The 20314-nt window shown below is 70.6% G+C and carries 17 protein-coding genes; 7 read left to right on the forward strand and 10 right to left on the reverse strand.

Annotated features, from left to right (window positions below; genetic code table 11):
* Window positions 1–81: 81 nt before the first annotated feature.
* Together MYF83_RS11875 and MYF83_RS11880 are read right to left on the reverse strand one after the other, a co-directional pair.
* Window positions 82–729 carry a M15 family metallopeptidase gene (locus MYF83_RS11875; protein ID WP_248960316.1) on the reverse strand — a complete coding sequence of 216 codons (648 nt, stop codon included), beginning with the start codon at window positions 727–729 and terminating at the stop codon, window positions 82–84.
* A gap of 132 nt (window positions 730–861) precedes the next feature.
* Window positions 862–2070 (reverse strand): ROK family transcriptional regulator, encoded by a 1209-nt coding sequence (locus tag MYF83_RS11880; protein ID WP_248960317.1) that lies wholly within the window; start codon window positions 2068–2070, stop codon window positions 862–864.
* A gap of 215 nt (window positions 2071–2285) precedes the next feature.
* On the opposite strand from MYF83_RS11880, the gene MYF83_RS11885 reads away from it, so the two are divergent.
* From MYF83_RS11885 to MYF83_RS11900, 4 genes are read left to right on the forward strand one after another with little or no spacing between them, the layout of a single operon-like run.
* Window positions 2286–3623, forward strand: a complete 1338-nt coding sequence (locus MYF83_RS11885) for a sugar ABC transporter substrate-binding protein (protein ID WP_248960318.1) — start codon at window positions 2286–2288, stop codon at window positions 3621–3623.
* A gap of 2 nt (window positions 3624–3625) precedes the next feature.
* Window positions 3626–4639 carry a carbohydrate ABC transporter permease gene (locus MYF83_RS11890; RefSeq protein WP_248960319.1) on the forward strand — a complete coding sequence of 338 codons (1014 nt, stop codon included), beginning with the start codon at window positions 3626–3628 and terminating at the stop codon, window positions 4637–4639.
* A complete protein-coding gene (locus MYF83_RS11895; protein ID WP_248960320.1) occupies window positions 4636–5487 on the forward strand; it encodes a carbohydrate ABC transporter permease in 852 nt (283 codons plus the stop codon). The genes MYF83_RS11890 and MYF83_RS11895 overlap by 4 nt, the downstream gene beginning before the upstream one ends.
* 47 nt (window positions 5488–5534) lie before the next feature.
* Complete coding sequence (locus tag MYF83_RS11900) at window positions 5535–7016, forward strand: glycoside hydrolase family 3 protein (RefSeq protein ID WP_248960321.1); 1482 nt, start codon at window positions 5535–5537, stop codon at window positions 7014–7016.
* Between the two features lie 9 nt (window positions 7017–7025).
* On the opposite strand, the gene MYF83_RS11905 is transcribed toward MYF83_RS11900, so the two are convergent.
* Together MYF83_RS11905 and MYF83_RS11910 are read right to left on the reverse strand one after the other, a co-directional pair.
* Window positions 7026–8699, reverse strand: coding sequence for a PstS family phosphate ABC transporter substrate-binding protein (locus MYF83_RS11905; protein ID WP_248960322.1), 1674 nt, complete (start codon window positions 8697–8699; stop codon window positions 7026–7028).
* A gap of 144 nt (window positions 8700–8843) precedes the next feature.
* A complete protein-coding gene (locus tag MYF83_RS11910) occupies window positions 8844–10022 on the reverse strand; it encodes an ROK family transcriptional regulator (RefSeq protein WP_248960323.1) in 1179 nt (392 codons plus the stop codon).
* Window positions 10023–10283: 261 nt separating this feature from the next.
* Here MYF83_RS11910 and MYF83_RS11915 point away from each other — a divergent pair, with 261 nt between their 5' ends.
* Genes MYF83_RS11915 through MYF83_RS11925 form a run of 3 tightly spaced genes read left to right on the forward strand, consistent with a single transcriptional unit; the run spans window position 10284 to window position 13523 of the window.
* The gene (locus MYF83_RS11915) at window positions 10284–12254 is read left to right on the forward strand and encodes an endonuclease/exonuclease/phosphatase family protein (RefSeq protein ID WP_248960324.1); all 1971 of its coding nucleotides are present in this window, start codon (window positions 10284–10286) and stop codon (window positions 12252–12254) included.
* A 20-nt stretch (window positions 12255–12274) separates the two neighbouring features.
* Window positions 12275–12724 (forward strand): RrF2 family transcriptional regulator, encoded by a 450-nt coding sequence (locus MYF83_RS11920; RefSeq protein WP_248960325.1) that lies wholly within the window; start codon window positions 12275–12277, stop codon window positions 12722–12724.
* A 7-nt stretch (window positions 12725–12731) separates the two neighbouring features.
* Complete coding sequence (locus MYF83_RS11925) at window positions 12732–13523, forward strand: DNA-formamidopyrimidine glycosylase family protein (protein ID WP_248960326.1); 792 nt, start codon at window positions 12732–12734, stop codon at window positions 13521–13523.
* A 90-nt stretch (window positions 13524–13613) separates the two neighbouring features.
* Here the strand turns inward: MYF83_RS11925 and MYF83_RS11930 are convergent, their stop codons facing one another.
* The 6 genes from MYF83_RS11930 to MYF83_RS11955 all read right to left on the reverse strand — a co-directional run bounded on the left by MYF83_RS11930 (window position 13614) and on the right by MYF83_RS11955 (window position 20253).
* A complete protein-coding gene (locus MYF83_RS11930) occupies window positions 13614–13979 on the reverse strand; it encodes a helix-turn-helix domain-containing protein (protein WP_248960327.1) in 366 nt (121 codons plus the stop codon).
* Window positions 13980–14232: 253 nt separating this feature from the next.
* Window positions 14233–14730 (reverse strand): CinA family protein, encoded by a 498-nt coding sequence (locus MYF83_RS11935; RefSeq protein WP_248960328.1) that lies wholly within the window; start codon window positions 14728–14730, stop codon window positions 14233–14235.
* Window positions 14727–15332 (reverse strand): CDP-diacylglycerol--glycerol-3-phosphate 3-phosphatidyltransferase, encoded by a 606-nt coding sequence (gene pgsA, locus MYF83_RS11940; protein ID WP_248960329.1) that lies wholly within the window; start codon window positions 15330–15332, stop codon window positions 14727–14729. Before pgsA ends, MYF83_RS11935 begins: the two co-directional genes overlap by 4 nt.
* Window positions 15329–16741, reverse strand: a complete 1413-nt coding sequence (gene rimO, locus MYF83_RS11945) for a 30S ribosomal protein S12 methylthiotransferase RimO (RefSeq protein WP_248960330.1) — start codon at window positions 16739–16741, stop codon at window positions 15329–15331. Before rimO ends, pgsA begins: the two co-directional genes overlap by 4 nt.
* Before the next feature lie 122 nt (window positions 16742–16863).
* Window positions 16864–17613, reverse strand: coding sequence for a helix-turn-helix domain-containing protein (locus tag MYF83_RS11950; protein WP_248960331.1), 750 nt, complete (start codon window positions 17611–17613; stop codon window positions 16864–16866).
* A 99-nt stretch (window positions 17614–17712) separates the two neighbouring features.
* Window positions 17713–20253: an FtsK/SpoIIIE family DNA translocase gene (locus MYF83_RS11955; RefSeq protein ID WP_248960433.1), complete on the reverse strand. Its 2541-nt coding sequence runs from the start codon at window positions 20251–20253 to the stop codon at window positions 17713–17715.
* Window positions 20254–20314 lie beyond the last annotated feature (61 nt).

Here is a 20314-nt window from a genome sequence, read left to right on the forward strand (position 1 = left end):
ATCGCACATGTACGGCTGAGGTGCTGGGCGACCGCATGCGGATGGTCACCGCTTATGAGACGGCGTCTCCCGTGCCGGGGGTCAGGGGTGGGAGCGGGGGCCGTAGATGGCGGTGCGGGCGCCGGTGGTCATGGCCCAGTAGCGGTCGCCGTAGGACCAGTGCCACCACTCTGTCGGGTAGTTGACCAGGCCGGCGGACTCCAGAGCGGCCCCGAGGATCTTGCGGTGCTCGCGCGCGCCTGCGGAGACGTTGGGCGCGGCGGTGTAGCAGGCGCCGTCGCTCTCCTCGGGGTTGGCGTTGACGGGGGTGCCCATGTCCAGCTCGGTGCCGTCCTCGGCGGCGAGGGTCAGATCGACCGCGGCGCCGGCGGTGTGCGGCGCGACCTCGATGGGAGAGACGTACCGGCTGGCCGCCACGTGCAGCTCGTCGGGCGACATTTCCGGAAATGTCGCCCGCAGCTCGTCCTTGTACTCCTCGAAGTAGCGCCGCTGTAGCACCGGAGGCCGGTATCCCTCGACCACGAGCAGGCGGTAGCCGTACGGAAGCTGCCGCTGAGCGTCCTGGAGCCGGCTGAGCAACCCCGCACGCAGGTGGGCGTAGGCGCCCGCCGGGTCCGCCAGCCTGGCGTCGACGCCCAGCACGCCGCGCACGTCGGCCAGCGCCTCACCGCTCTCCTCGACGGGAATGGAGGTCACTCGGGGGTCAGAAATCAGCACGATATTGCGCATGGCCAGCAAGTCTTACATAAAGGATTCACCGGGCATCCGTGAGGTTCACCCCTTGGTCAAGGGCGGCCGGCCCTGAGGCGGACGGCCGGTCACGGATGGTCATCGGCCCCTCGCGGCGTGATGATTCGCTCCTCAGATGTCGACCGTGCTGGAGAAGACCTCCTCGCGGGCCTGCTCCAGCGCCGCCGTCACCGCTCCGCGCAGCACCGGGTTGCCCTCGACCTCGGTCACGGTCACCCGGGGACGGCTCGGGCAGATCCGGGCCACGGCCTTCTCGACCCGCTCCGCGAGCGCCTCGCCTCCGGCCCTGCCCACATCGCCGCTCAGCACGACCAGCCCGGGATCGAGCACGACCGTCACCGCGGCGACCCCGATGGCGAGCCGGCGCGCCAGCTCGTCCAGGAAGCCGTCCATGCCGGTCGCGACGGCCGTGCGGACCAGGTCGGCGGAGCTGTACGGAGCCCCGGGGGAACCGGCGGCGGCCCCGGGCGGGCCGGACGGGATGTTGTGCTCGGCGGCCAGGCCGATGAGGGCCGCGGTGCCGACCAGGCGCTGGAAGGATCCGGACTGCGGCGCGGTGAAGTCGACCGGCAGCGGCTCGCCGGGCACCGGGAGCCAGCCGATCTCCCCCGCTCCCCCGGTGTACCCCCGGTGCAGGCGGGAGCCGAGCATGACCCCGAGCCCCTGCCCGACGCCCGCCCACACCAGGACGAAGTCGTCGACGCCCCGTGCGACTCCGTACGCGTGCTCGGCCAGCGCCGCCAGGTTCACGTCGTTCTCGATCGTCACCGAGGCCCCGAGCGTGGCGCGCAGGTCGGCGAGCACACCCGCGTGCCAGGACGGCAGGTCGAAGGAGAAGCGCACGTCGCCGGAGCGGGGGTCCACCACGCCGCGCGTCCCGATGGCCAGAGCCCGCAGCCTGGAGATGCCGATGCCCGCCGCGTCGCAGGCCCGCAGTACGGCGCCGTGCACGGTCTTGACGGGGTCTCCGGTGTCGCGGGGGTCCACGGCGACCCCGGTGGTGATCTTTCCGGTGATGTCCGCGACCCCGGCGGTGACGCTGTCGGGACGGACGTCCAGCCCGGCGACGTAGGCGCTGGAGGGCACCACGGTGTACAGCGCGGCGTTCGGTCCCCGGCCTCCCGGACGCTCTCCGGAGACCTCCACCAGGCCGCGGTCCTCCAGGCGGGCCAGCAGCTGGCCGGAGGTGACCTTGGACAGTCCCGTGTGCTCTCCGAGCTCGGCCCGGGTGAGCGGGCCGCGGGAGAGCAGGAGTTCCAGCGCCGCCCGGTCGTTGAGCTGACGCAGAAGCCGGGGCGTCCCGGGATGTCGTCTCGGCATGGCGGCGGGCCCTCTCGTCACGATCCGCTAACAGGGTTTTTTTTAAGAAAGTTTCTTGTTAGTTTAGCGACAGTCATCCCGAGGGCAAGTGATCGGCCTCGGGTTGTCGCAGCGCAGAGCGGGAGGACGGCGCCTTCGCCACAGTGTGCGACTCCTGTCGCGCACCGTCCGATGAGCGCGAGCCCGACGCGAAGCCGGGAAGGGAGAACCCAGACGTGAAGATCGGTAAAATCGCCGCCGCGACGGCCACGACCGCCGCTCTCGCCATTGGTGTCGCCGCGTGCGGAACCAGCGAGCCCACCGAGAACGCCGCGCCGACGGCGTCGACCGCCGCCTCGGGACCGGCGTTCGCCGGCCAGAAGCTCACCGTGTGGCGCCTCGGCGCCCCCAACGAAGTGCAAGACAAGTACATGGCCGACCTGGACGCCAAGTTCAAGACGCAGACCGGCGCCGACGTCGACGTCCAGTGGATCCCCTGGCCCGACGCCCAGAAGAAGTGGACCGCCGCGCTCGCGGGCGGCGAGGGGCCGGACGTCACCGAGTTCGGCAACGACCAGGTCGCCGCGTGGGTGGCCCAGGACGCCCTCGCCGACATCACCGACCTGGTCAAGTCCAACCCCGACTTCCAGCAGATCCCCCAGAACCTGTGGGGCTACGAGACCATCGACAGCAAGGTCTACGCCGCGCCGTGGGGCGGCGGCACGCGGGCCGTCCTGTACCGCAAGGACTGGTTCAAGAGCCTCGGCATCGAGATCCCCAAGACCTGGGACGAGCTCGTGGCCGCGGGCAAGAAGATCGTCGAGAAGAAGGGCAAGGACGTCGACGGCTTCGCCTTCAACGGCGGCTCCGACGCCAACATGTCGCTCTCGCCGTTCGTCTGGTCCGCGGGCGGCGACTTCGCCGCCTTCGAGGGCGGCAAGTGGGTCGGCAAGCTGACCGATCCGGCGTTCAAGGAGGGCTTCCAGTTCTACACCGACCTGGTCGCCAAGGACGGCGTGTCCGGCAAGGGCCGCCTCTCGCAGAACTCGGTCGAGATCAGCCAGCGCTTCGCCGCGGGCAAGGTCGGCATGTACGTCACGGGCGGCTGGGACATCGCCACCATCAAGGAGCAGAGCAAGGGCAAGGTCAGCGAGGACCAGATGGCCTTCTTCTCGCTGCCGAAAAAGGACGGCAGCGGCCCGGCGCCGGCCTTCCAGGGCGGCAACGACATCGCCATCTGGAAGGACGCCAAGAACCCGCAGCTGGCCGCCGAGTACCTCAAGCTGGCCGCCGGCAAGGAGTACGGCACCCGGTACGCCAAGGAGGGCGGCCTGCTCCCGCTCTACCCGGACGCGCTGGCCGAGTTCGCCAGTGACCCGGTGCAGGCGCCGTTCGCCGAGACCTTCAAGGTCGCCAAGGGCTTCCCCGCCGACCCTGACTGGGCCCAGGCCAACGACACCAAGGCCGTGCTGCAGAACGCGGCTCGCGCCGTCATCGAGGGCAAGAAGGACATCGACGCCGCCCTCGCGGACGCGAACACCGAACTCGAGACGATCCTGAACCAGCAGCAGTGACGATGGCGCAGACGTCAACGGTCGCCCGGGGCGGAGGTCACTCCGCCCCGGCGCGGCGCCGGTCCCATCGCCCCGCGCGCCGGTCGAGCCGGCTTCCCTCCTGGGTCGTCCCCTACGTCCTGCTCCTGCCGGGCCTGCTGGTCATCGCGATCCTGCTGCTCTACCCGCTGTACCAGATGGTCGACATGTCCTTCCACAAGGTGGGACTGCGGCAGATCCGGCCGAATCCCCAGCCGGCCGAGTTCCTCGGGCTGGGCAACTACACCGCGGTCTTCGAGTCCGAGCTGTTCTGGACCTCGCTCCGCAACACCGTGGTGTTCGCCGCGATCACGGTCGCGCTGACGCTCGTCGCGGGCACGCTGGTCGGGCTGCTGCTCCACCGGCTCGGCAAGAAGATGTCGACGTTCGTCATCGTGGGCATCATGGCCGCCTGGGCGACCCCGCCCACCGCAACGGCGATCATCTGGAAGTGGCTGTTCGACGCCGACGCGGGCGTCGCCAACTGGGCGCTCAACCTGCTGCCCGACGGGCTGTCGTCCCTGCTCTTCGGGCGGTCGGACTGGTCGGGCGAGCCGTGGCTCAACGATCCCTCGACCATCTACCTGGTGCTCGTCGTGGCCGTGGTGTGGGCGTCGTTCCCGTTCATCGCGGTGTCGGTACTCGCGGGCCTGAAGAGCATCCCCTCGGAGCTGTACGAGGCGGCGCGGGTCGACGGGTCGGCTCCCCTGACGACCTTCAGGAAGATCACCTTCCCGCTGCTGAGGCCGGTGTTCTCGGTGCTGCTGGTGCTCTCCGTCATCTGGGACTTCAAGGTCTTCACCCAGCTGTACGTGCTGGCCGGTGGCACCACCAACAGGGAGTCCTTCAACCTGTCGCTGTGGGCGTACACCGAGGCGTTCAGCGCGCCGCCGAAGATGGGGTTCGGCGCGGCCATCGCCGTCGTGCTGACCTTGATCATGCTGCTGATCACCGCCGTATATGTCCGGCAAATCGTGAAAACGGAGGACGTGCGATGAACCCGCGGACCGCCAAGCAGCTCAAGAAGTCCGGGCTGAACGCGGCCGGCGTCATGGTGTTCCTGATCGCGGTGTTCCCCGTCTACTGGATGGTCGCCACCGCGTTCAAGCCCAACGACGAGATCTTCACCACGCGGTTCATCCCCTTCCCGCTGGCGCCCACCATGGACCACGTGTCCCGGGTGCTGACCAAGGGGGTCGCCGGGCACTCCATCTGGCAGTACCTGCTGAACAGCGCCATCGTCGCCCTCGGCACCGTGCTCATCGGCTCGGTGTTCGCCCTGCTCGCCGCCACCGCCGTGGCCCGCTTCAGGTTCCGCTTCCGCACGAGCTTCCTGATCCTGCTGCTGATCGTGCAGATGGTGCCGGCCGAGGCGCTGCTGATCCCGCTGTTCCTGATGGTGAAGCGGCTCGGCTTGTACGATCGGCTGCTCGGCCTGATCATCGTGAATGTGGGATTCACGCTCCCGTTCGCGATCTGGATGCTGCGCACCTTCGTGGCCGCCGTGCCCAAGGAGCTGGAGGAGGCGGCCGCCATCGACGGCGCTGGCCGGTTCGTCACGTTCTGGAAGGTACTGTTCCCCTTGGTGGCTCCCGGGCTGGTGGCCACGAGCATCTTCTCGTTCATCACCGCCTGGAACGAGTTCGTCTTCGCGCTGACGCTGATCAACGACCAGGGCACCTACACGATGCCCGTGGCGTTGCAGTTCTTCACCGGGCAGCGGTCGACGGACTGGGGCGGCATCATGGCCGCCTCGACGCTGATGACCATTCCGGTCATCGCCTTCTTCATGCTGGTGCAGCGACGTATGGTCTCGGGCCTGGTCGCCGGCGCCGTGAAAGGCTGAACATCACAGCCTTTTCGTACTCTGAACTAAGGAGTCGAGTAACAACCATGTCTGAGTTCTCCATGGGCGAGTCCCAGGGCGCGTTCCTCGTGGGCGACGGCGACCGGGGGCTGCGCCGTCTGGCGGCCGGCGCACTTCTCGCCGCCTTCCCCGGGACCACCGCTCCCGACTGGATCCTTCGCGACCTGGAGAACGGCCTGGGCGGCGTCACGCTCTTCGGCTTCAACGTCGCCGGCGCCGAGCAGCTGGCGGCCCTCACCGGGCGGCTGCGCGAGGCGGGCGACCCGGTCGTCAGCCTGGACGAGGAGGGCGGGGACGTCACCCGGCTCGCCTACCACGTCGGCAGCCCCTACCCGGGCAACGCGGCGCTCGGCGCCGTGGACGACGTCGAGCTGACCCGCCGGGTCTACCGGTCGATCGGCGATGACCTGGCCCGCTGCGGCGTCAACCTGGACATGGCGCCCGACGCGGACGTCAACACCGCCGACGACAACCCCGTCATCGGCACGCGCTCGTTCGGCTCCGACGCGGCGCTGGTGGCCCGGCACACCGTGGCGGCCGTCGCGGGCCTGCAGGACGCGGGCGTCGCCGCCTGCGTCAAGCACTTCCCCGGCCATGGCGCCACCCGGCAGGACTCCCACCTGGAGATCCCCGTGGTGGACGTCTCCCGCGAGGTGCTGTGGGAACGCGAGCTCGTCCCCTTCCGCGCCGCCATCGAGGCCGGCGCCAAGTCCATCATGACGGCGCACGTGCGGGTCCCGTTCCTGACCGGCACGGCTCCCGCCACGCTCTCGGCGCCGGCGCTCACCGAGCTCCTCAGGGGCGAGCTCGGCTACGACGGCGTCGTCATCTCCGACGCGCTCGACATGCACGCCATCACCGAGAGCGTCGGGCTCGGCGGCGGCGCCGTGCTGTCGCTGGCCGCCGGTTCGGACCTGCTGTGCCTCGGCCCGCTGCCGACCCGCGAGCAGATCGAGTCCATCAAGGACGAGATCGTGGCGGCGGTTCTCGACGGCAGGCTGCCGCTCGCCCGCCTGGAGGAGGCCGCCGAGCGCGTCGCCCGGCTGCGCGGCTGGTTCGGCGCGCCGCGCGAGGAGGCCAGGGAGGGCAACGTGATCGGCCTGACCGCGGCCCGCCGCGCGGTGAGCCTGTCGGGCACCGCCGCTCCGCTGGTGGACCCGTTCGTCGTCGAGGTGGACACCCCGCCCACGATCGCGGTCGGCGACGTCCCGTGGGGGTTCGCGCCGTGGCTGCCGGACGCCGAGATCGCCCGGGTCAAGCCGGACGCCGCCGACCCGGCCGGCCTGCTGGAACGCGCGCGGGGCCGGTCACTGGTGATCGTGGTCAAGGACGCCCACCGCCATCAGGCCAGCCAGGACATCGTCTCGGCGCTGCTCGCCGGGCGTCCGGACGCGACCGTCGTGGAGATGGGCCTGCCCATCTGGCGTCCCTCGGCGGCGGTCTACATCGCGACCTACGGCGCAGCCCGGGCCAACGCCCAGGCCGCCGCGGAGCTGCTCACCGCCTAGCCGGGGCCTTCAGCGCAGGTCGCAGAGCTCCCGGACGGTCTGCGAGGTCGTGCAGGGCTCGAAGCCCGACTCGTTGAGCCGTGCCTGGGCGCGGGCGTGCCTGCGGACGAACTCGATGAAGGACGCCCTCAGGGAGCCCGGCTCGAGATCGCCCTTGAAGTAGAGGTACTCGACGGTCCAGAAGGGGTAGCCGGATCTGTCCGCGGTGGAGGGGTCGAACGCCTTACCGTCCAGGGTCAGCGCCGTGACGCTGTTGGCCCGGCGCGCCTCGGCGATCGACAGCGCATCGGCGTAGCCTATCGCGCCGGGAATCGTGCTGATCTTCTGGACGATCTCGGCGTTGTCGTCGCGTTCGCAGCGGATGACCGGTGCGGCGGCGTTGCGGTCCTTCTCCAGGCAGGAGTTGGAGGACAGCAGGCTCTCGCCGGCGCCGAGCACCCGCCGCTCGAAGAGCTGACGCGTGCCGGAGTTCTGCCCCCGGCCGACGATCCGGATCGGCAGGGACGCCTTCCCGCCGCCGGGGACCTGGTTCCAGTCGGTGTACCTGCCATCGTTGATCTTGCGGAGGTCCTCGATGCTCAGCGTGGTCAGCTCGACCCGGCTGTTCACCACCACGTGGTACACGACGACCGCGATCTTGTAGGCCTGGAGCCCGCTCCCGGCGTCGTCGCTCCTGCCGTCCGACAGCGCGATGAGCCCGGCCGCCTCGGCGGGGTCGGACTCCGCCACACTGCGGACCCCCTCAAGGGAGCCGTTCGGCTCGGTGGTGATCCGCGCGCCGTCCCCGCACGCCTTGCGGTACTCCTCGGCGATCGCCCGTATCGCCGGCAGGAACACGCTCGACCCCTCGACCCGCAGATCGCCGGACGCGCAGACGACGGTGGCGTCGGTCGGCCGGGACATCAGGCTGAGCACCAGCACGACGGTGAGCACGCCGGCGAGCCCGCCGCTGACCCGCGGGAGCGTGAGGCGGCGCTTCTCCTTCTCGTCCTTGATCAGGCCGGCGTCCTTCAGCTTGCCCGAATGACGGACGAGCTTGGTGATCTCGCCCTCGCCGACCCCGGGTTCGCGCAGGACGACGACGAGCTTGGCCTTCTGCCCCTTCTTCAGCGACAGCCCGTCGATCCGCACCCCCTGCCAGGCCGGCTCGACGACGTCCTGCCCCGTCTGCGGGGCGAGCCAGCGCGTCAGCCGCTCGGTGAGCCGCCGCCGCACGGTGAGGAGGTTGTCCCGGGCGGGCCGGCTGCCTTCGGCGGGGAAGAAGCGCAGGCTCTCCCTGAGCTCCGCGCGCAGCTCAGGGGTGCTCGCCTCGGACACCCGGGCGTTCCACACCACACGCCCGCCGAAGGTGAACGACAGCGGTTTGTCGAAGTCGTCGGGGTCGATGTCGTAGCTGCCGCCGTTGCGGATGCGGATGACGACCATGCTCATCCGGTCGAGCAGCCGCGCCACCTGGCGGAGCTGCGGCGGAGCCGACGCCACCGCGTCGGTGCCGTCGTGCAGCACCTCCGGCCCGACGCCGATCTTGGAGTTGTACAGGACCCGGAAGACGAGGCGTTTGCGCCGTACGACCAGCCGGTCGACGAAGGGCGCCGCGACCAGCAGGGCGATCGAGAGAACGACCGGGCCGGCGCCGCCGAGGAAGGTCACCAGGCGCGCCAGCCCGTCGAGCACGCCCGCCATCGCGTCCCCCTCCCCCACAAACCGGTTCAATTCTCAGGGGCCGAGGGGAGGATGCGGCTCCCGAGCTTGATCAGTTCATCAGGAATTCAGCCGGCCGACACCGACCGGCCCTGCCTGCGGTAACCGGGGAAAGCACGCCTCCGGTCAGGAGGCGAAGATCTCCTCGCGGGCCTGGTCGAGCGCGGCCAGGACGGCGCCGCGCAGCACCGGGCGGACCTTCACCTCGCTGACCACCACCTCGGGCCTGATCGGGCAGATGCGCGCCACCGCCTCCTCGACCCGGTGGGTCAGGGCGGCCCCGCCGGCCCGGCCGACCTCGCCGTTGAGCACGACCAGGGTCGGGTCCAGGACCACGCACACCGAGGCGACGCCGAGGGCGAGCCGGTGGGCCAGCTCGTCCAGGAACGCCGAGCCCGCGTCCCCGCCCTCGACGGCCGCGCGGACGGCGTCGGCCGCCGACCCTCCCGCGAAGCCGTGCGGCCCGGCCAGCTCGGCCACGGCCTCGGCGCTGATCAGGGACTGCAGGCCGCCGGCCAGCGACGGCATCCGCCCCGGGACGGCCTTGACGTCCTCGGCCAGGGGCACCCCGGGGACCGGCAGGTAGCCGATCTCGCCGGCGCTGCCCGAACGCCCTCGGTGCAGCCTGCCGCCGAGCACGACGGCGAGGCCCACGCCGCGCTCCACCCACAGCAGGACGAAGTCGTCGATCCCCTTGGCCGCGCCCTCGGACCGCTCGGCGATCGCCGCGAGGTTCACGTCGTTCTCTATGGCGACCGGCCGCCGCAGGTCGCGGGCGAGGGCCTGGTGGCTGCCCTCGTGCCAGCCGGGCAGGTCGAAGGAGAACCGCACGTCGCCGGTGCGCGGGTCCACCACGCCGGGAGTGCCGATCACGATGCCCTTGAGGCGGGACAGGGCGACCTTGCCCGAGCGGCAGGCCTTCGCGACCGCGCTGTGGACGAGCGCGACGGGATCGTCGTGGCCATTGGTGGAAACCGTCACCTCCGCCACGATTTCGCCATTGATATCGGCGATGGCGGTGGTGACGCTTTCAGGGCCGACATCCAGACCCGCCACATAGGCCGAGGACGGAATCACCCCGTAAAGCGCCGCATTGGGCCCCCGGTTCCCTGCCTGCTCCCCGACCACTTCGACCAGGCCGCGCTCTTCGAGCCGCGACAGCGTCTGGGAGGCGGTGACCTTGGACAAGCCGGTCATCTCCCCGATCTGCCCCCTCGTCAGCGGGCCCGAGGCGAGCAGCAGCTCCAGCGCGGCGCGGTCGTTGATCTCCCGTAGCAACCTGGGCACGCCAGGACGTCGCTCCATCGCAGGCTTTCTTGTCGTCGGTCCCCGTTGGTTTCATCACAATCGCGCTCGCGATGTGACACAACCAGTGCACAGTAAAGCTTCCTGCCAGTTTAGCGGCAGGGTCCCCCGGAAACGGTCGCCCGTCGCGCGGCGTTCTGCACCGCCCCATCTTCGCCGTCCCGCCTGGCTTCCGCAGTCCCTGTGGGACCGTTCGCCGCCGCCCCTTGCCTTTGCCCGGGGTTGACCCGAGGATCGCTCATGTCTTCCTGAGGAGCATCCATGGACGCGCCCGGCACCGGCACCTCCCCATCGCGGGTCTGGCACGGCCCGTTCACCGCCCACCAGCGCGCGGTGATCCCGCTCGCCCTCGGCATCCTGCTGTTCACCGACGCGCTCCGGGTCTTCCTGCCGTCGCTCATCACGCTCTTCGGCCGTGCGGGAGACACTCCCCCCGAGCAGATGGGGCTGTACGCGGCTCTGTGGTTCGTCCTGCCGTTCGCCGCCGTCCCGCTCGCGCGGCCGCGCGGCCCCCGGCCCCTTCTGCTCGGTGGCGCGGTCCTCCTCGCCGTGGACCGCTTGGCGCTCCAGGCGACGGACGGCGGGAGACCCCAGCTCTACCTCGCGAGCGCCGGCGTCTCGTTCGGCCTGGTCTTCCTGTACGGCTGTGCGCTGACCATCCCCCGCAAAGCGGTCGCGAGCGGTCTGGCCGCCGGCCTCGCGGGCTCCGCCGTGATCCATCTGGCCCTCGACCAGGTGGATCTCGTCTGGCGCGACGGCCCGCTCCCCTGGCTCGCCGTCCTGGTCGTCTGCGCGGCCTTCCTGTGGTCCGTACGGCTCGCGCCCGCCTCCGATGACGTCGCCCCGGGCAGGCTCTGGTTCATCTTCGGCCTCGCCCTCGTCCTGAACGGCATGTACCTGGAGACGATCGGCCTCGCGGGGTCTCTGACCGGTGACCACACGGCGCCGCCGGAGGTCGCGATTCTGACCGGAGCACTGGTCGCCGGCCAGCTCGGCATGGTCTCGTTCGCCATCTGGCCACCGCACCAATGGTGGATCTGCGTCATCGTGTTACCCGCGTCGGCACTCTTGATGATCCTGTCGTCCTCTCTGGCTCCCGCTCCGATGACCGCTGTGGTCCTGGGCGCCTGCCTGGCCATGGCAGGCATGCCGCCCGCGTCGTCACCCACGAGGAGCGGCCTCGCAATGCTCGGCGGGATGCTCGTCTTCCTGGTCACCGTGTTCGTCTACTACGCGAGCTATGACATCGACCTGGGATTCGCCAACAGCGGCGCGCCCGGTCTGGCGGCGGGCCTGATCACCGGGGTGGCGCTCACGGCGGTGAAGGGCAGGCGGGTGCTCCTCACCAGGCCGCATCGTTCCTGGAGGTTCGGGCTGATCGCCCTGACGGTCACGGTCGTCGCCGCCGTCTTGGCGTGGCGCCCCCTCCCCGGCGTACAGGCCAAGACCGGGGACGAGTTCACGCTGATCGCCTACAACATCCGGATGGGGTTCGGGCTGAAGGGCACCCTCGACCTCGACCGGATCGCCGCGTGGGCGCGGAGCGAGCGTCCCGATGTGGTGCTGCTCAGCGAGGTCGACCGGGGGTGGCTGCTCAACGGCGGCCACGACGACCTGGCCCGTATCGCCGCGGGGCTCGGCATGCGCTACCACTTCGCCCCCGCGGCCGATCCCCTGTGGGGCGACGCGATCATCACGAACCTCCCGATCAGGCAGAGCGCCTCCCACCCGCTCGGCAGGCACGACCACCCGACCGGAGCGCAGGCCCAGGCGGTCGTCGTCGAGGTCGGCGGGAAGGAGGTCGGGATCGTCGGCACCCATCTGCAGGCTCCGCCCGGGCAGGCGCCCGAGGTCGCGGCCATCGTGCGGGATCTCGCGGCGGGCGGAAGCGCGGAGACGGCGGGAGCGGCGGCGCCGGGCGCGCGGACGCCGGTGGCGGGCACGCCCACGACGACGACGGGGAGCCCGGGAAGCCGCCGGCCGGTACTGCTGGCCGGGGATCTCAACACGACGCCCGCCGACCCGGAGATGCGGGTGCTGGAGGCGGCGGGGCTGTCGGATCCGCTCACGGCGCTGGGCAATCCCCTCACCTCCCCTGCGGACGCCCCGGTCCAGCGCATCGACCACGTGCTGGTGACCGCGGGGCTGGAGGTGCTGGAAGCCCGCGTGCCCGGCGTGACTTTCTCAGATCATCGGCCCACCGTGGTCCGGATGCGCGTAACCGGGGTTTAACAGGCGGGATAATCGACAACATGCGTCTTTCCGCCCGTGTCGACTACGCCCTTCGCGCCGCCGCCGAGTTGGCCGCCTCCGGCAGCGGCCCCACCACTGTGGGCGAGCTGGCCAAGGAACAGGAAATGCCCCCCAAGTACCTGGAGAACATCCTGCTCCAGATGCGCCGCGCGGGCCTGGTCCGCGGCCAGCGGGGCCCCGAGGGGGGCTACGTGCTCGCCAGGCCGGCCAGTGAGATCACCTTGGCGGACGTCATCCGCGCCGTGGACGGGCCGCTGGCCAACGTCCGGGGCGAGCGTCCCGAGCATGTCGGCTACCGGGGAGCGGCCCGCGCGCTGCAGCAGGTGTGGATCGCCCTTCGCGCCAGCGAGCGGGCGATCCTGGAGGAGGTCACGCTCGACCAGATCGCATCCGACGCCCTCCCCGACCGTGTGATGGAGCTCGTGGCCGACCCCGCCGCCTGGGACTGACCTCCCCGTGCCCGAGGGGGACGCCGTCTACCGGGCCGCGGCCAGGCTGCGGGCCGCCCTCGACGGCCGGGTGCTGACCCGCTCGGACTTCCGGGTGCCCCGGTACGCCACGGCGGACCTGACCGGCCGCGCGGTCCGCACGACCGTGTCACGGGGCAAGCACCTGCTCACCAGAGTGGACGGTGGGCTCACGATCCACACCCACCTGCGCATGGACGGAAGCTGGCGCGTCCAGCCGGCGGGGACGCCGCCACGCCGGGGCGACGTCGTGCGGCTACTCCTCGCCAACGAGCGGTGGCAGGCGGTGGGGGTCAGGCTCGGCATGGTCGACCTGCTGCGCACCGATCAGGAAGACCGGGTCGTCGGCCATCTGGGGCCCGACCTGCTCGCCCCCGGCTGGGATGCCGAGCACGCGGCGCGGGCCGCGCGCAACATCGCCGGAAATCCGGACACGACCATCGCGGAAGCCCTGCTCGACCAGCGCAACGTGGCAGGCATCGGCACGATCTGGCGGGCCGAGACGCTGTTCCTGTCCGGGGTCTCACCGTTTCGGCCGGTCCGGGAGGTGGCGGGCCTGGAAAGGATGATGTCGCTGGCGCACCGGCTCATGGACGCCGCCAAGGACGAGCAGGGCGGGCCGGTGACCACGGGTGATCGGCGCCCCGGTCGGCGGCTGTGGGCGTACGGCCGGGCCGGACGCCCCTGTCTTCGCTGCGGCACCACGATGATCGGCGGTGAACTCGGGGCGCAGCCATACGAAAGACAGATCTTCTACTGTCCCGCCTGCCAGCCCCGTTAAAACGGGCCCGGTCACCGGACAGCGTGCGAAACACGGACCATCACCAGGTGGGCATGTGTGACGGTCCGACGATCAGGACGGAAGCCGTAACTACGCGGCGACCATGTCCTTGACTTCGGGAAAACCGTCGAACTCGGGGCCGGAGATCGTGGTGGACACGGTCTCGGCCATGGGCAGACGCTCGTGCTCGGGCACATCTGCCAGCACAGGTGCGTGTTGAAGCTCGGCCAGTGCGAACTGGTCGGAGACCTCTCGGAGCACCTGCGAAAGCGGCACGCCCAGGGCACCGCAGATCGAGGCGAGCAGCTCCGACGACGCCTCCTTCTGGCCACGCTCAACCTCGGACAGGTAGCCAAGGGAGACACGTGCCAGCGTGGAGACCTCACGCAGGGTGCGCGCCTGCCGCACCCGCAGCCGCCGCAGCACGTCACCGAGCAGCTGACGCAGCAGGACCATCTGTCGCTCCCTCCCAGGCGCAGGCGTCTTCACGACGTTCCGCGCGGTCGGTTCGTATCGCCCGTTCTTCGGGTGCGCCTCGTACATGCTCCTCGCCGTCATCGTTGGTTCGCTCGGCCCCTTTGCCGGGCGTACGCCGGACGTGCTCCTCACCGATGGGTCACGAACCTCACTCACAGCTCCACCGTACCTGCATCGGCCAATGGGGGGGCAGAGCGTCGAGAGCATGTTCGCTGGTGACGTAACGCGGTAATCATCCTGAATGTTCCCCCACATAGGCCTCCAGCACACCTCTCAGGAGATCCAAACCCTCCGTCACGGTGCTTTTGCGGATCTCTTCCCGTGAGCCAGGCAAAAGAACATCGCGGTGCCATATCGCGTCCCCAGGGCCGCTGACGGCGATGTGGACGGTCCCCACGGCCTTGCCATCCTGCTCGTCGGGCCCGGCCACGCCGGTCACGGCGAGCCCGTACGTCGAACCGGTGACCCGCCGCACCCCGGCCGCCATGGCGGCGGCGACGTCCGGATGAACGGCACCCTCCCGATCGAGTAGATCTTTTGGCACGCCGAGCATCCGCGCCTTCAGATCGGTCGCGTAGACGATCACTCCGCCGCGGAAGGCGGCCGAGGCGCCGCTCGGCACGGTCAGCGCGGCGCCGATCAGCCCCGCCGTCAGCGACTCCGCCACCGCGATGGTGGCCTCCCGGCGCACCAGGAGGGCCAGCACGCCGGCGGCGAGGTCGGGGCTCATCCGCCGCGGGCCTTCTCGGCGACCTTGCGCAGCCGCACGGCCCGGATGACGTAGTCGAGGCCGGTCACCACGGTCACGGCCAGCGCGAGCCCCATCGCGGCCCACCTGAGCGCCTCGGGCATGCCGGGGAGGATGTAGAGCGCGATCGCCACGATCTGCAGCACGGTCTTGACCTTGCCGCCGTAGCTGGCCGGGATGACGCCGTGGCGGATCACCATGAAGCGCAGCACCGTGACGCCGATCTCCCTGAAGAGGATCGTCCCGGTCACCCACCAGGGCACCTCGGCCAGCAGCGACAGGGCGACCAGCGCGGCGCCGATGAGCGCCTTGTCCGCGATCGGGTCGGCGATCTTGCCGAAGTCGGTGATCAGGCCGTACCGCCGGGCCAGCCAGCCGTCGAGCTGGTCGGTCAGCGAGGCGAGCAGGAACACCAGGAGGGCCGCGTACCGCCAGCCCGTGCCGTCGACGAACATGCAGCCGACGAAGAAGGGGACGACCACCAGCCGGAGGACGGTCAGCACGTTGGCGATGTTCCACGGGCTCACCTGCCGCGCCACCGAGGCGGTCATCGGCTCGGTCCCGGTCTCCGGCGGGTTCGTCATGGCCCGGCCTTGATGCGGGCGATCAGGTCTACCCCCTCGGCGTCGACGACCGTGGCCCGCACGATCTGGCCGGGGACGAGGCCGATGCCCTGCACGGTCACCGAGCCGTCCACCTCGGGGCCCTGGTGGGCGGCACGGCCCTCGTAGCCGCCGTCCCCGAGGTCCTCCTCGATGAGCACCTCGATCTCGGTGCCGATGCGCTCCTCCGCGCGCTGCGCGGTGAGCTCCTCGGCCAGCTCGGTCAGCGCCGCCACCCGCTCGTCGATGGTGTCCTGGTCGAGGTGCCCGCCGAGCTTGGCGGCCTCGGTGCCGTCCTCGTCGGAGTAGCCGAAGACGCCGATGACGTCCAGGCGGGCCTCCTCCAGGAAGCCGGTCAGCTCGGCGAACTCGGCCTCGGTCTCACCCGGGAAGCCGACGATGAAGTTGGAGCGCACGCCCGCCTCCGGGGCGCGGTCACGGACGGTCTCCAGCAGGTCCAGGAACCGCCGGGGGTCGCCGAAACGGCGCATCCGGCGCAGCACCGGCCCGCTGGCGTGCTGGAACGACAGGTCGAAGTAGGGCGCGATGCCCTCGGTGCCCGCGATCACGTCGATGAGGCCGGGACGCAGCTCGGCCGGCTGGAGATAGCTGACCCGGACCCGCTCGATGCCGGCGGTGGCCGCCAGCTCGGGCAGGAGCTTCTCCAGGGCCCGGAGGTCACCGAGGTCCTTGCCGTAGGACGTGGAGTTCTCGCTGACGAGCACGAGCTCCTTGACGCCCTCCCCGGCGAGCCACGCGGCCTCGGCCAGCAGCTCCTCGGGCCGGCGCGAGACGTACGCGCCACGGAAGGCCGGGATGGCGCAGAACGTGCAGCGCCGGTCGCAGCCCGAGGCGAGCTTGAGCGAGGCCACCGGGCCGCCTGAGAGGCGCTTGCGCAGCGTGCGCGGCCCGCTCGCGGGCGCGAGGCCTTCGGGCAGCTCGCCGTGGCCGGGGATGTGGGCGTGCGCCGCGCCCGAGGAACGCTCGACGGGCGTGATGGGCAGCAGCGTGCGCCGGTCGCGGGGGCTGTGGGGCACCAGGGCCCGGCCCTCGAGGACGTCGTCCAGGCGCGCGCCGATGTCGGTGTAGTCGTCGAAGGAGATGACGGCGGAGGCCTCGGGGAGGGCCTCGGCCAGCTCCTTGCCATAGCGCTCGGCCATGCAGCCCGCGGCGACCACCTTGGCGCCGGAGCCCGCGGCCTCGAGCAGCGTGTCGATGGAGTCTTTCTTCGCCGAGTCGATGAAGCCACAGGTGTTGACGATGACGACGTCGGGATCGTCGTCGTCGAGCCGCCACCCGGCAGCCTCCATGCGCGCGGCGAGCTCCTCGGAGTCGACCTCGTTGCGTGCGCAACCCAGTGTGATCAGCGATGCGGTTCGGCGGGAAGACATGATGGCTCTACGGTATCGGGAGTTGGCCACCACGTGACGCACTCCCCCCGGTTCTTCCATGACCGGCATCGCTGGCGGCGCCCCGGGGGATCACCCCGGGCGGCGCCGCCGGGCGATGAGGATCATCTCGAACCGGGCACTTCCGGGCCGAAGGATCTGCGGACGATCTGGCCGGCCTTGCCGGGAACGCCGATGTGCTTGCCGTTGACCTCGAGGTCGACGGCTCCCGCGTTGCCGATCGTGACGCGCACCTCCTTGTGCGCCTTCCAGGTGGAGGTGTGTCCCGCCTGCATGGTGCCGCGGAACATCGCCTTGCCCTTGTGGTCGCTGACCTCCAGCCAGGAGGGCTTGTTCGCCTTCACCTGGAGTGTCACCAGATCGCTCACCGGTTTGGCCGCGTTGGGGTGGGTGGACGGCGAGGCTGAGGTCGCGGGCTTGGACACCGGCGCGGGCGCGGGCTTGAGCTCCGCGCCGGTCGCGATGTTCTCGCTCGACCGGCTCATCACCCGTGTCACCCCGAAGATGGCCACGATGGCGAGGGCGATCGCCATCGCGGTGGACCAGTTGGGGCTGCGGCGCTCGCGCAGCTTGATCGTGCTCTCGGCCTGGAACACCGCCGCGGCCCGCACGGGCAGTGGGACGCCGCCGTGTTCCTCGTCGAACTGGTGCACGATGGCGTCCGGATCGAGTCCGAGCACCTTGGCGATGTTGCGGACATGACCTCTGGCGTAGAAGTCGCCTCCGCAGAGCGAGAAGTCGTCTCGCTCGATGGCGTAGATGACCGTCTCCCTTATCCGCGTGCGGCCGCTCAACTGAGCGACCGTCATGCCCGCCGCGTTCCGTGCCGCGGCCAGCGTCACTCCAATGCTCATGCGTCCCCCTCGCCGTGCACCTGCGCTACGCGCCCGTAATCCGACGATGCGTAGTCATTCACATTCAATCAGTTACCGAGGGGATCGGTCGCGGAGGGGTCACTCTCCCCGCAAGTCGGCGAGCAACGCGGCCAGGTCGTCGGGCTTCACCATCACCTCGCGCGCCTTGGAGCCCTCGCTCGGACCCACGACGTTCCGGCTCTCCAGCAGGTCCATCAGGCGCCCGGCCTTGGCGAAACCGACGCGCAGCTTGCGCTGGAGCATCGACGTGGAGCCGAACTGCGTGGTGACGATCAGCTCGGCGGCCTGGACGAGCAGGTCGAGGTCGTCGCCGATGTCCTCGTCGATCTCGCGCTTGGCGGTCGCCACGGCGGCCACGTCGTCGCGGTACTCCACCTGCATCTGCGTCTTGCAGTGGGAGACGATCTCGTTGATCTCCTTCTCGGAGACGAACGCGTTCTGCAGGCGCATGGGCTTGCTGGCGCCCATCGGCAGGAACAGCGCGTCACCCTGGCCGACGAGCTTCTCCGCGCCCGGCTGGTCGAGAATGACCCGGGAGTCGGCGAGCGAGGAGGTGGCGAACGCCAGCCTGGAGGGCACGTTGGCCTTGATCAGGCCGGTGACGACGTCGACCGAGGGGCGCTGGGTGGCGATGACCAGGTGGATGCCGGCGGCGCGGGCGAGCTGGGTGATGCGGACGATGGAGTCCTCGACGTCGCGCGGGGCGACCATCATCAGGTCCGCGAGCTCGTCGATGATCACGAGCAGGTAGGGGTAGGGCTGGTAGACCCGCTCGCTGCCGGGCGGCGGCACGAGCTTGCCCGCGCGCACCGCCTTGTTGAACTCGTCGACGTGCCGGAAGCCGCTCGCGGCCAGGTCGTCGTAGCGGCGGTCCATCTCCCCGACGACCCATTCGAGGGCTTCGGCGGCCTTCTTGGGGTTGGTGATGATCGGGGTGATCAGGTGAGGGATGCCCTCGTAGGTGTTGAGCTCGACGCGCTTGGGGTCGACGAGCACCATGCGCACCTCGTCCGGCGTGGCGCGCATGAGGATCGAGGAAATGAGCCCGTTGACACAGACGGACTTGCCCGCGCCGGTCGCGCCCGCGATGAGCAGGTGGGGCATCTTGGCCAGGTTCGCGACGATGGTGCGGCCCTCGACGTCCTTGCCGAGCCCGACGATCATCGGGTGGTGGTCGGCCTGAGCCACCTGGGAGCGGAGCACGTCGCCGAGGCTGACCAGATCCTTGTCGGTGTTGGGAATCTCGACCCCGATCGCCGACTTGCCGGGGATCGGGGACAGGATGCGGACGTCCGCCGACTTGACGGCGTAGGCGATGTTCTTGGTGAGGGCGGTGACCTTCTCGACCTTGACCGCCGGCCCGAGCTCGATCTCGTACCGCGTGACCGTCGGCCCGCGGGTGAACCCGATCACCTGGGCGTCGATGGCGAACTGCTCCAGCACGCTGGTGAGCGCGTTCACAAGGACGGTGTTGGCCTTGGTCTGCGGCTTCGGAGCGGTGCCCTGCCGCAGCACCTGCAGGTCGGGCAGGGCGTACGGCCCGGCCTGCGGGGAGAGCACGAGCTGCTCGACCTTGCGCGGGGCCGGGGTGGGCTGGGGCGGCTCGGGCCGCGGCGGGGGCGGCTCCTCCTCGTCGACCAGGCCCGGCACGATCTCCGGGGAGTGGTCGGAGAGCTTTCCCGGCGTGTCGGCGATGACGGGCGTGTCGTAGGGCTTGATGTGCTCGCCGAGCTCGGGGTCGCCGTCCCCGGTCTTGCCGGAGCGCTTGGCGCGGGACTTGCGGGGACGACGCGCGCGTTCCTCGGTCTTGCCGGGGGCCTGCGCCTCGCCCTTCTGGAAGAGCATTTGCTGGATCTCGGCCAGGCGCTCGGGCACCCGGTGGACCGGGGTCGCGGTGATCACCAGGACGCCGAAGCCGGACAGCAGCAGGAGCAGCGGGATCGTGATGAACGCCGGCAGGATGCTGGCCGGAGGGGCCGAGACGATGAACCCGATCATGCCTCCGGCCGCCGACACCTTGTCCATGCCGTCGGTCGCGGCGGGGCCGGAGGGGTACGGCGTCGCGTGCGCGACGTGGATGATGCCGAGCAGCCCGGCCAGCAGGGCGGTCCACCCGATGATCATGCGGCCGGTGTCGGCGTTCTGGTCGGGGTGCCTGAGCAGGCGCCAGGCGACCAGCGCCAGCAGGATGGGCACCGACCAGGCCAGGGAGCCGAGGGCGCCGCGCATGACCGTGTCGACCACGGTCGCGACCGTTCCCCTGGTGGTGCGCCAGGTCATGGCGGCCAGGACGATCGCGCCGCCGAGCACGGCCAGCCCGAGGCCGTCGCGGCGGTGCGCCGGGTCGAGCTCGCGCGCCTGCTGCCCGAAGGCTCGCGCGGCGGTGCCGATGCCGTTGGCGAAGAGCAGCCACACGCCGATGAACAGCTTGCCGATCGCCAGGAAGACCCAGCCGATCGGGTCGGGCTGCGAGGTCGCCGGGCGGCGGGCAGGCGGGCGGCCGCCCGGACGCGCGCCCGCGGGCCGCGTGCCGGCAGGCCGCTTGGCGGAGGACGGACGCGACGACGTGGACCGCTTCGCCGACCCCTTCGGGGTGCTTTTCGACGTACGGGTGGCCATGGTACCGAGGGTACGCATGGGACGACCTCGGCGGCGGGAAGGCGCGCCGAGACGGCCTCCC

Origin of the sequence: Sphaerisporangium perillae (genome assembly GCF_023276435.1) — a bacterium.
Classification (GTDB): domain Bacteria; phylum Actinomycetota; class Actinomycetes; order Streptosporangiales; family Streptosporangiaceae; genus Sphaerisporangium; species Sphaerisporangium perillae.

Bases quoted from the DNA above. Each gene is read 5' to 3' on its own strand.
- MYF83_RS11905 (WP_248960322.1), bottom strand. From the start codon at position 8,699: ATGGCGGGCGTGCTCGACGGGCTGGCGCGCCTGGTGACCTTCCTCGGC.
- pgsA (WP_248960329.1), bottom strand. From the start codon at position 15,332: ATGACGAACCCGCCGGAGACCGGGACCGAGCCGATGACCGCCTCGGTG.
- MYF83_RS11875 (WP_248960316.1), bottom strand. From the start codon at position 729: ATGCGCAATATCGTGCTGATTTCTGACCCCCGAGTGACCTCCATTCCC.
- MYF83_RS11920 (WP_248960325.1), top strand. From the start codon at position 12,275: ATGCGTCTTTCCGCCCGTGTCGACTACGCCCTTCGCGCCGCCGCCGAG.
- MYF83_RS11930 (WP_248960327.1), bottom strand. From the start codon at position 13,979: ATGGTCCTGCTGCGTCAGCTGCTCGGTGACGTGCTGCGGCGGCTGCGG.
- MYF83_RS11915 (WP_248960324.1), top strand. From the start codon at position 10,284: ATGGACGCGCCCGGCACCGGCACCTCCCCATCGCGGGTCTGGCACGGC.
- MYF83_RS11935 (WP_248960328.1), bottom strand. From the start codon at position 14,730: ATGAGCCCCGACCTCGCCGCCGGCGTGCTGGCCCTCCTGGTGCGCCGG.
- MYF83_RS11895 (WP_248960320.1), top strand. From the start codon at position 4,636: ATGAACCCGCGGACCGCCAAGCAGCTCAAGAAGTCCGGGCTGAACGCG.
- MYF83_RS11890 (WP_248960319.1), top strand. From the start codon at position 3,626: ATGGCGCAGACGTCAACGGTCGCCCGGGGCGGAGGTCACTCCGCCCCG.
- MYF83_RS11950 (WP_248960331.1), bottom strand. From the start codon at position 17,613: ATGAGCATTGGAGTGACGCTGGCCGCGGCACGGAACGCGGCGGGCATG.
- MYF83_RS11910 (WP_248960323.1), bottom strand. From the start codon at position 10,022: ATGGAGCGACGTCCTGGCGTGCCCAGGTTGCTACGGGAGATCAACGAC.
- MYF83_RS11880 (WP_248960317.1), bottom strand. From the start codon at position 2,070: ATGCCGAGACGACATCCCGGGACGCCCCGGCTTCTGCGTCAGCTCAAC.
- MYF83_RS11955 (WP_248960433.1), bottom strand. From the start codon at position 20,253: ATGGCCACCCGTACGTCGAAAAGCACCCCGAAGGGGTCGGCGAAGCGG.
- rimO (WP_248960330.1), bottom strand. From the start codon at position 16,741: ATGTCTTCCCGCCGAACCGCATCGCTGATCACACTGGGTTGCGCACGC.
- MYF83_RS11900 (WP_248960321.1), top strand. From the start codon at position 5,535: ATGTCTGAGTTCTCCATGGGCGAGTCCCAGGGCGCGTTCCTCGTGGGC.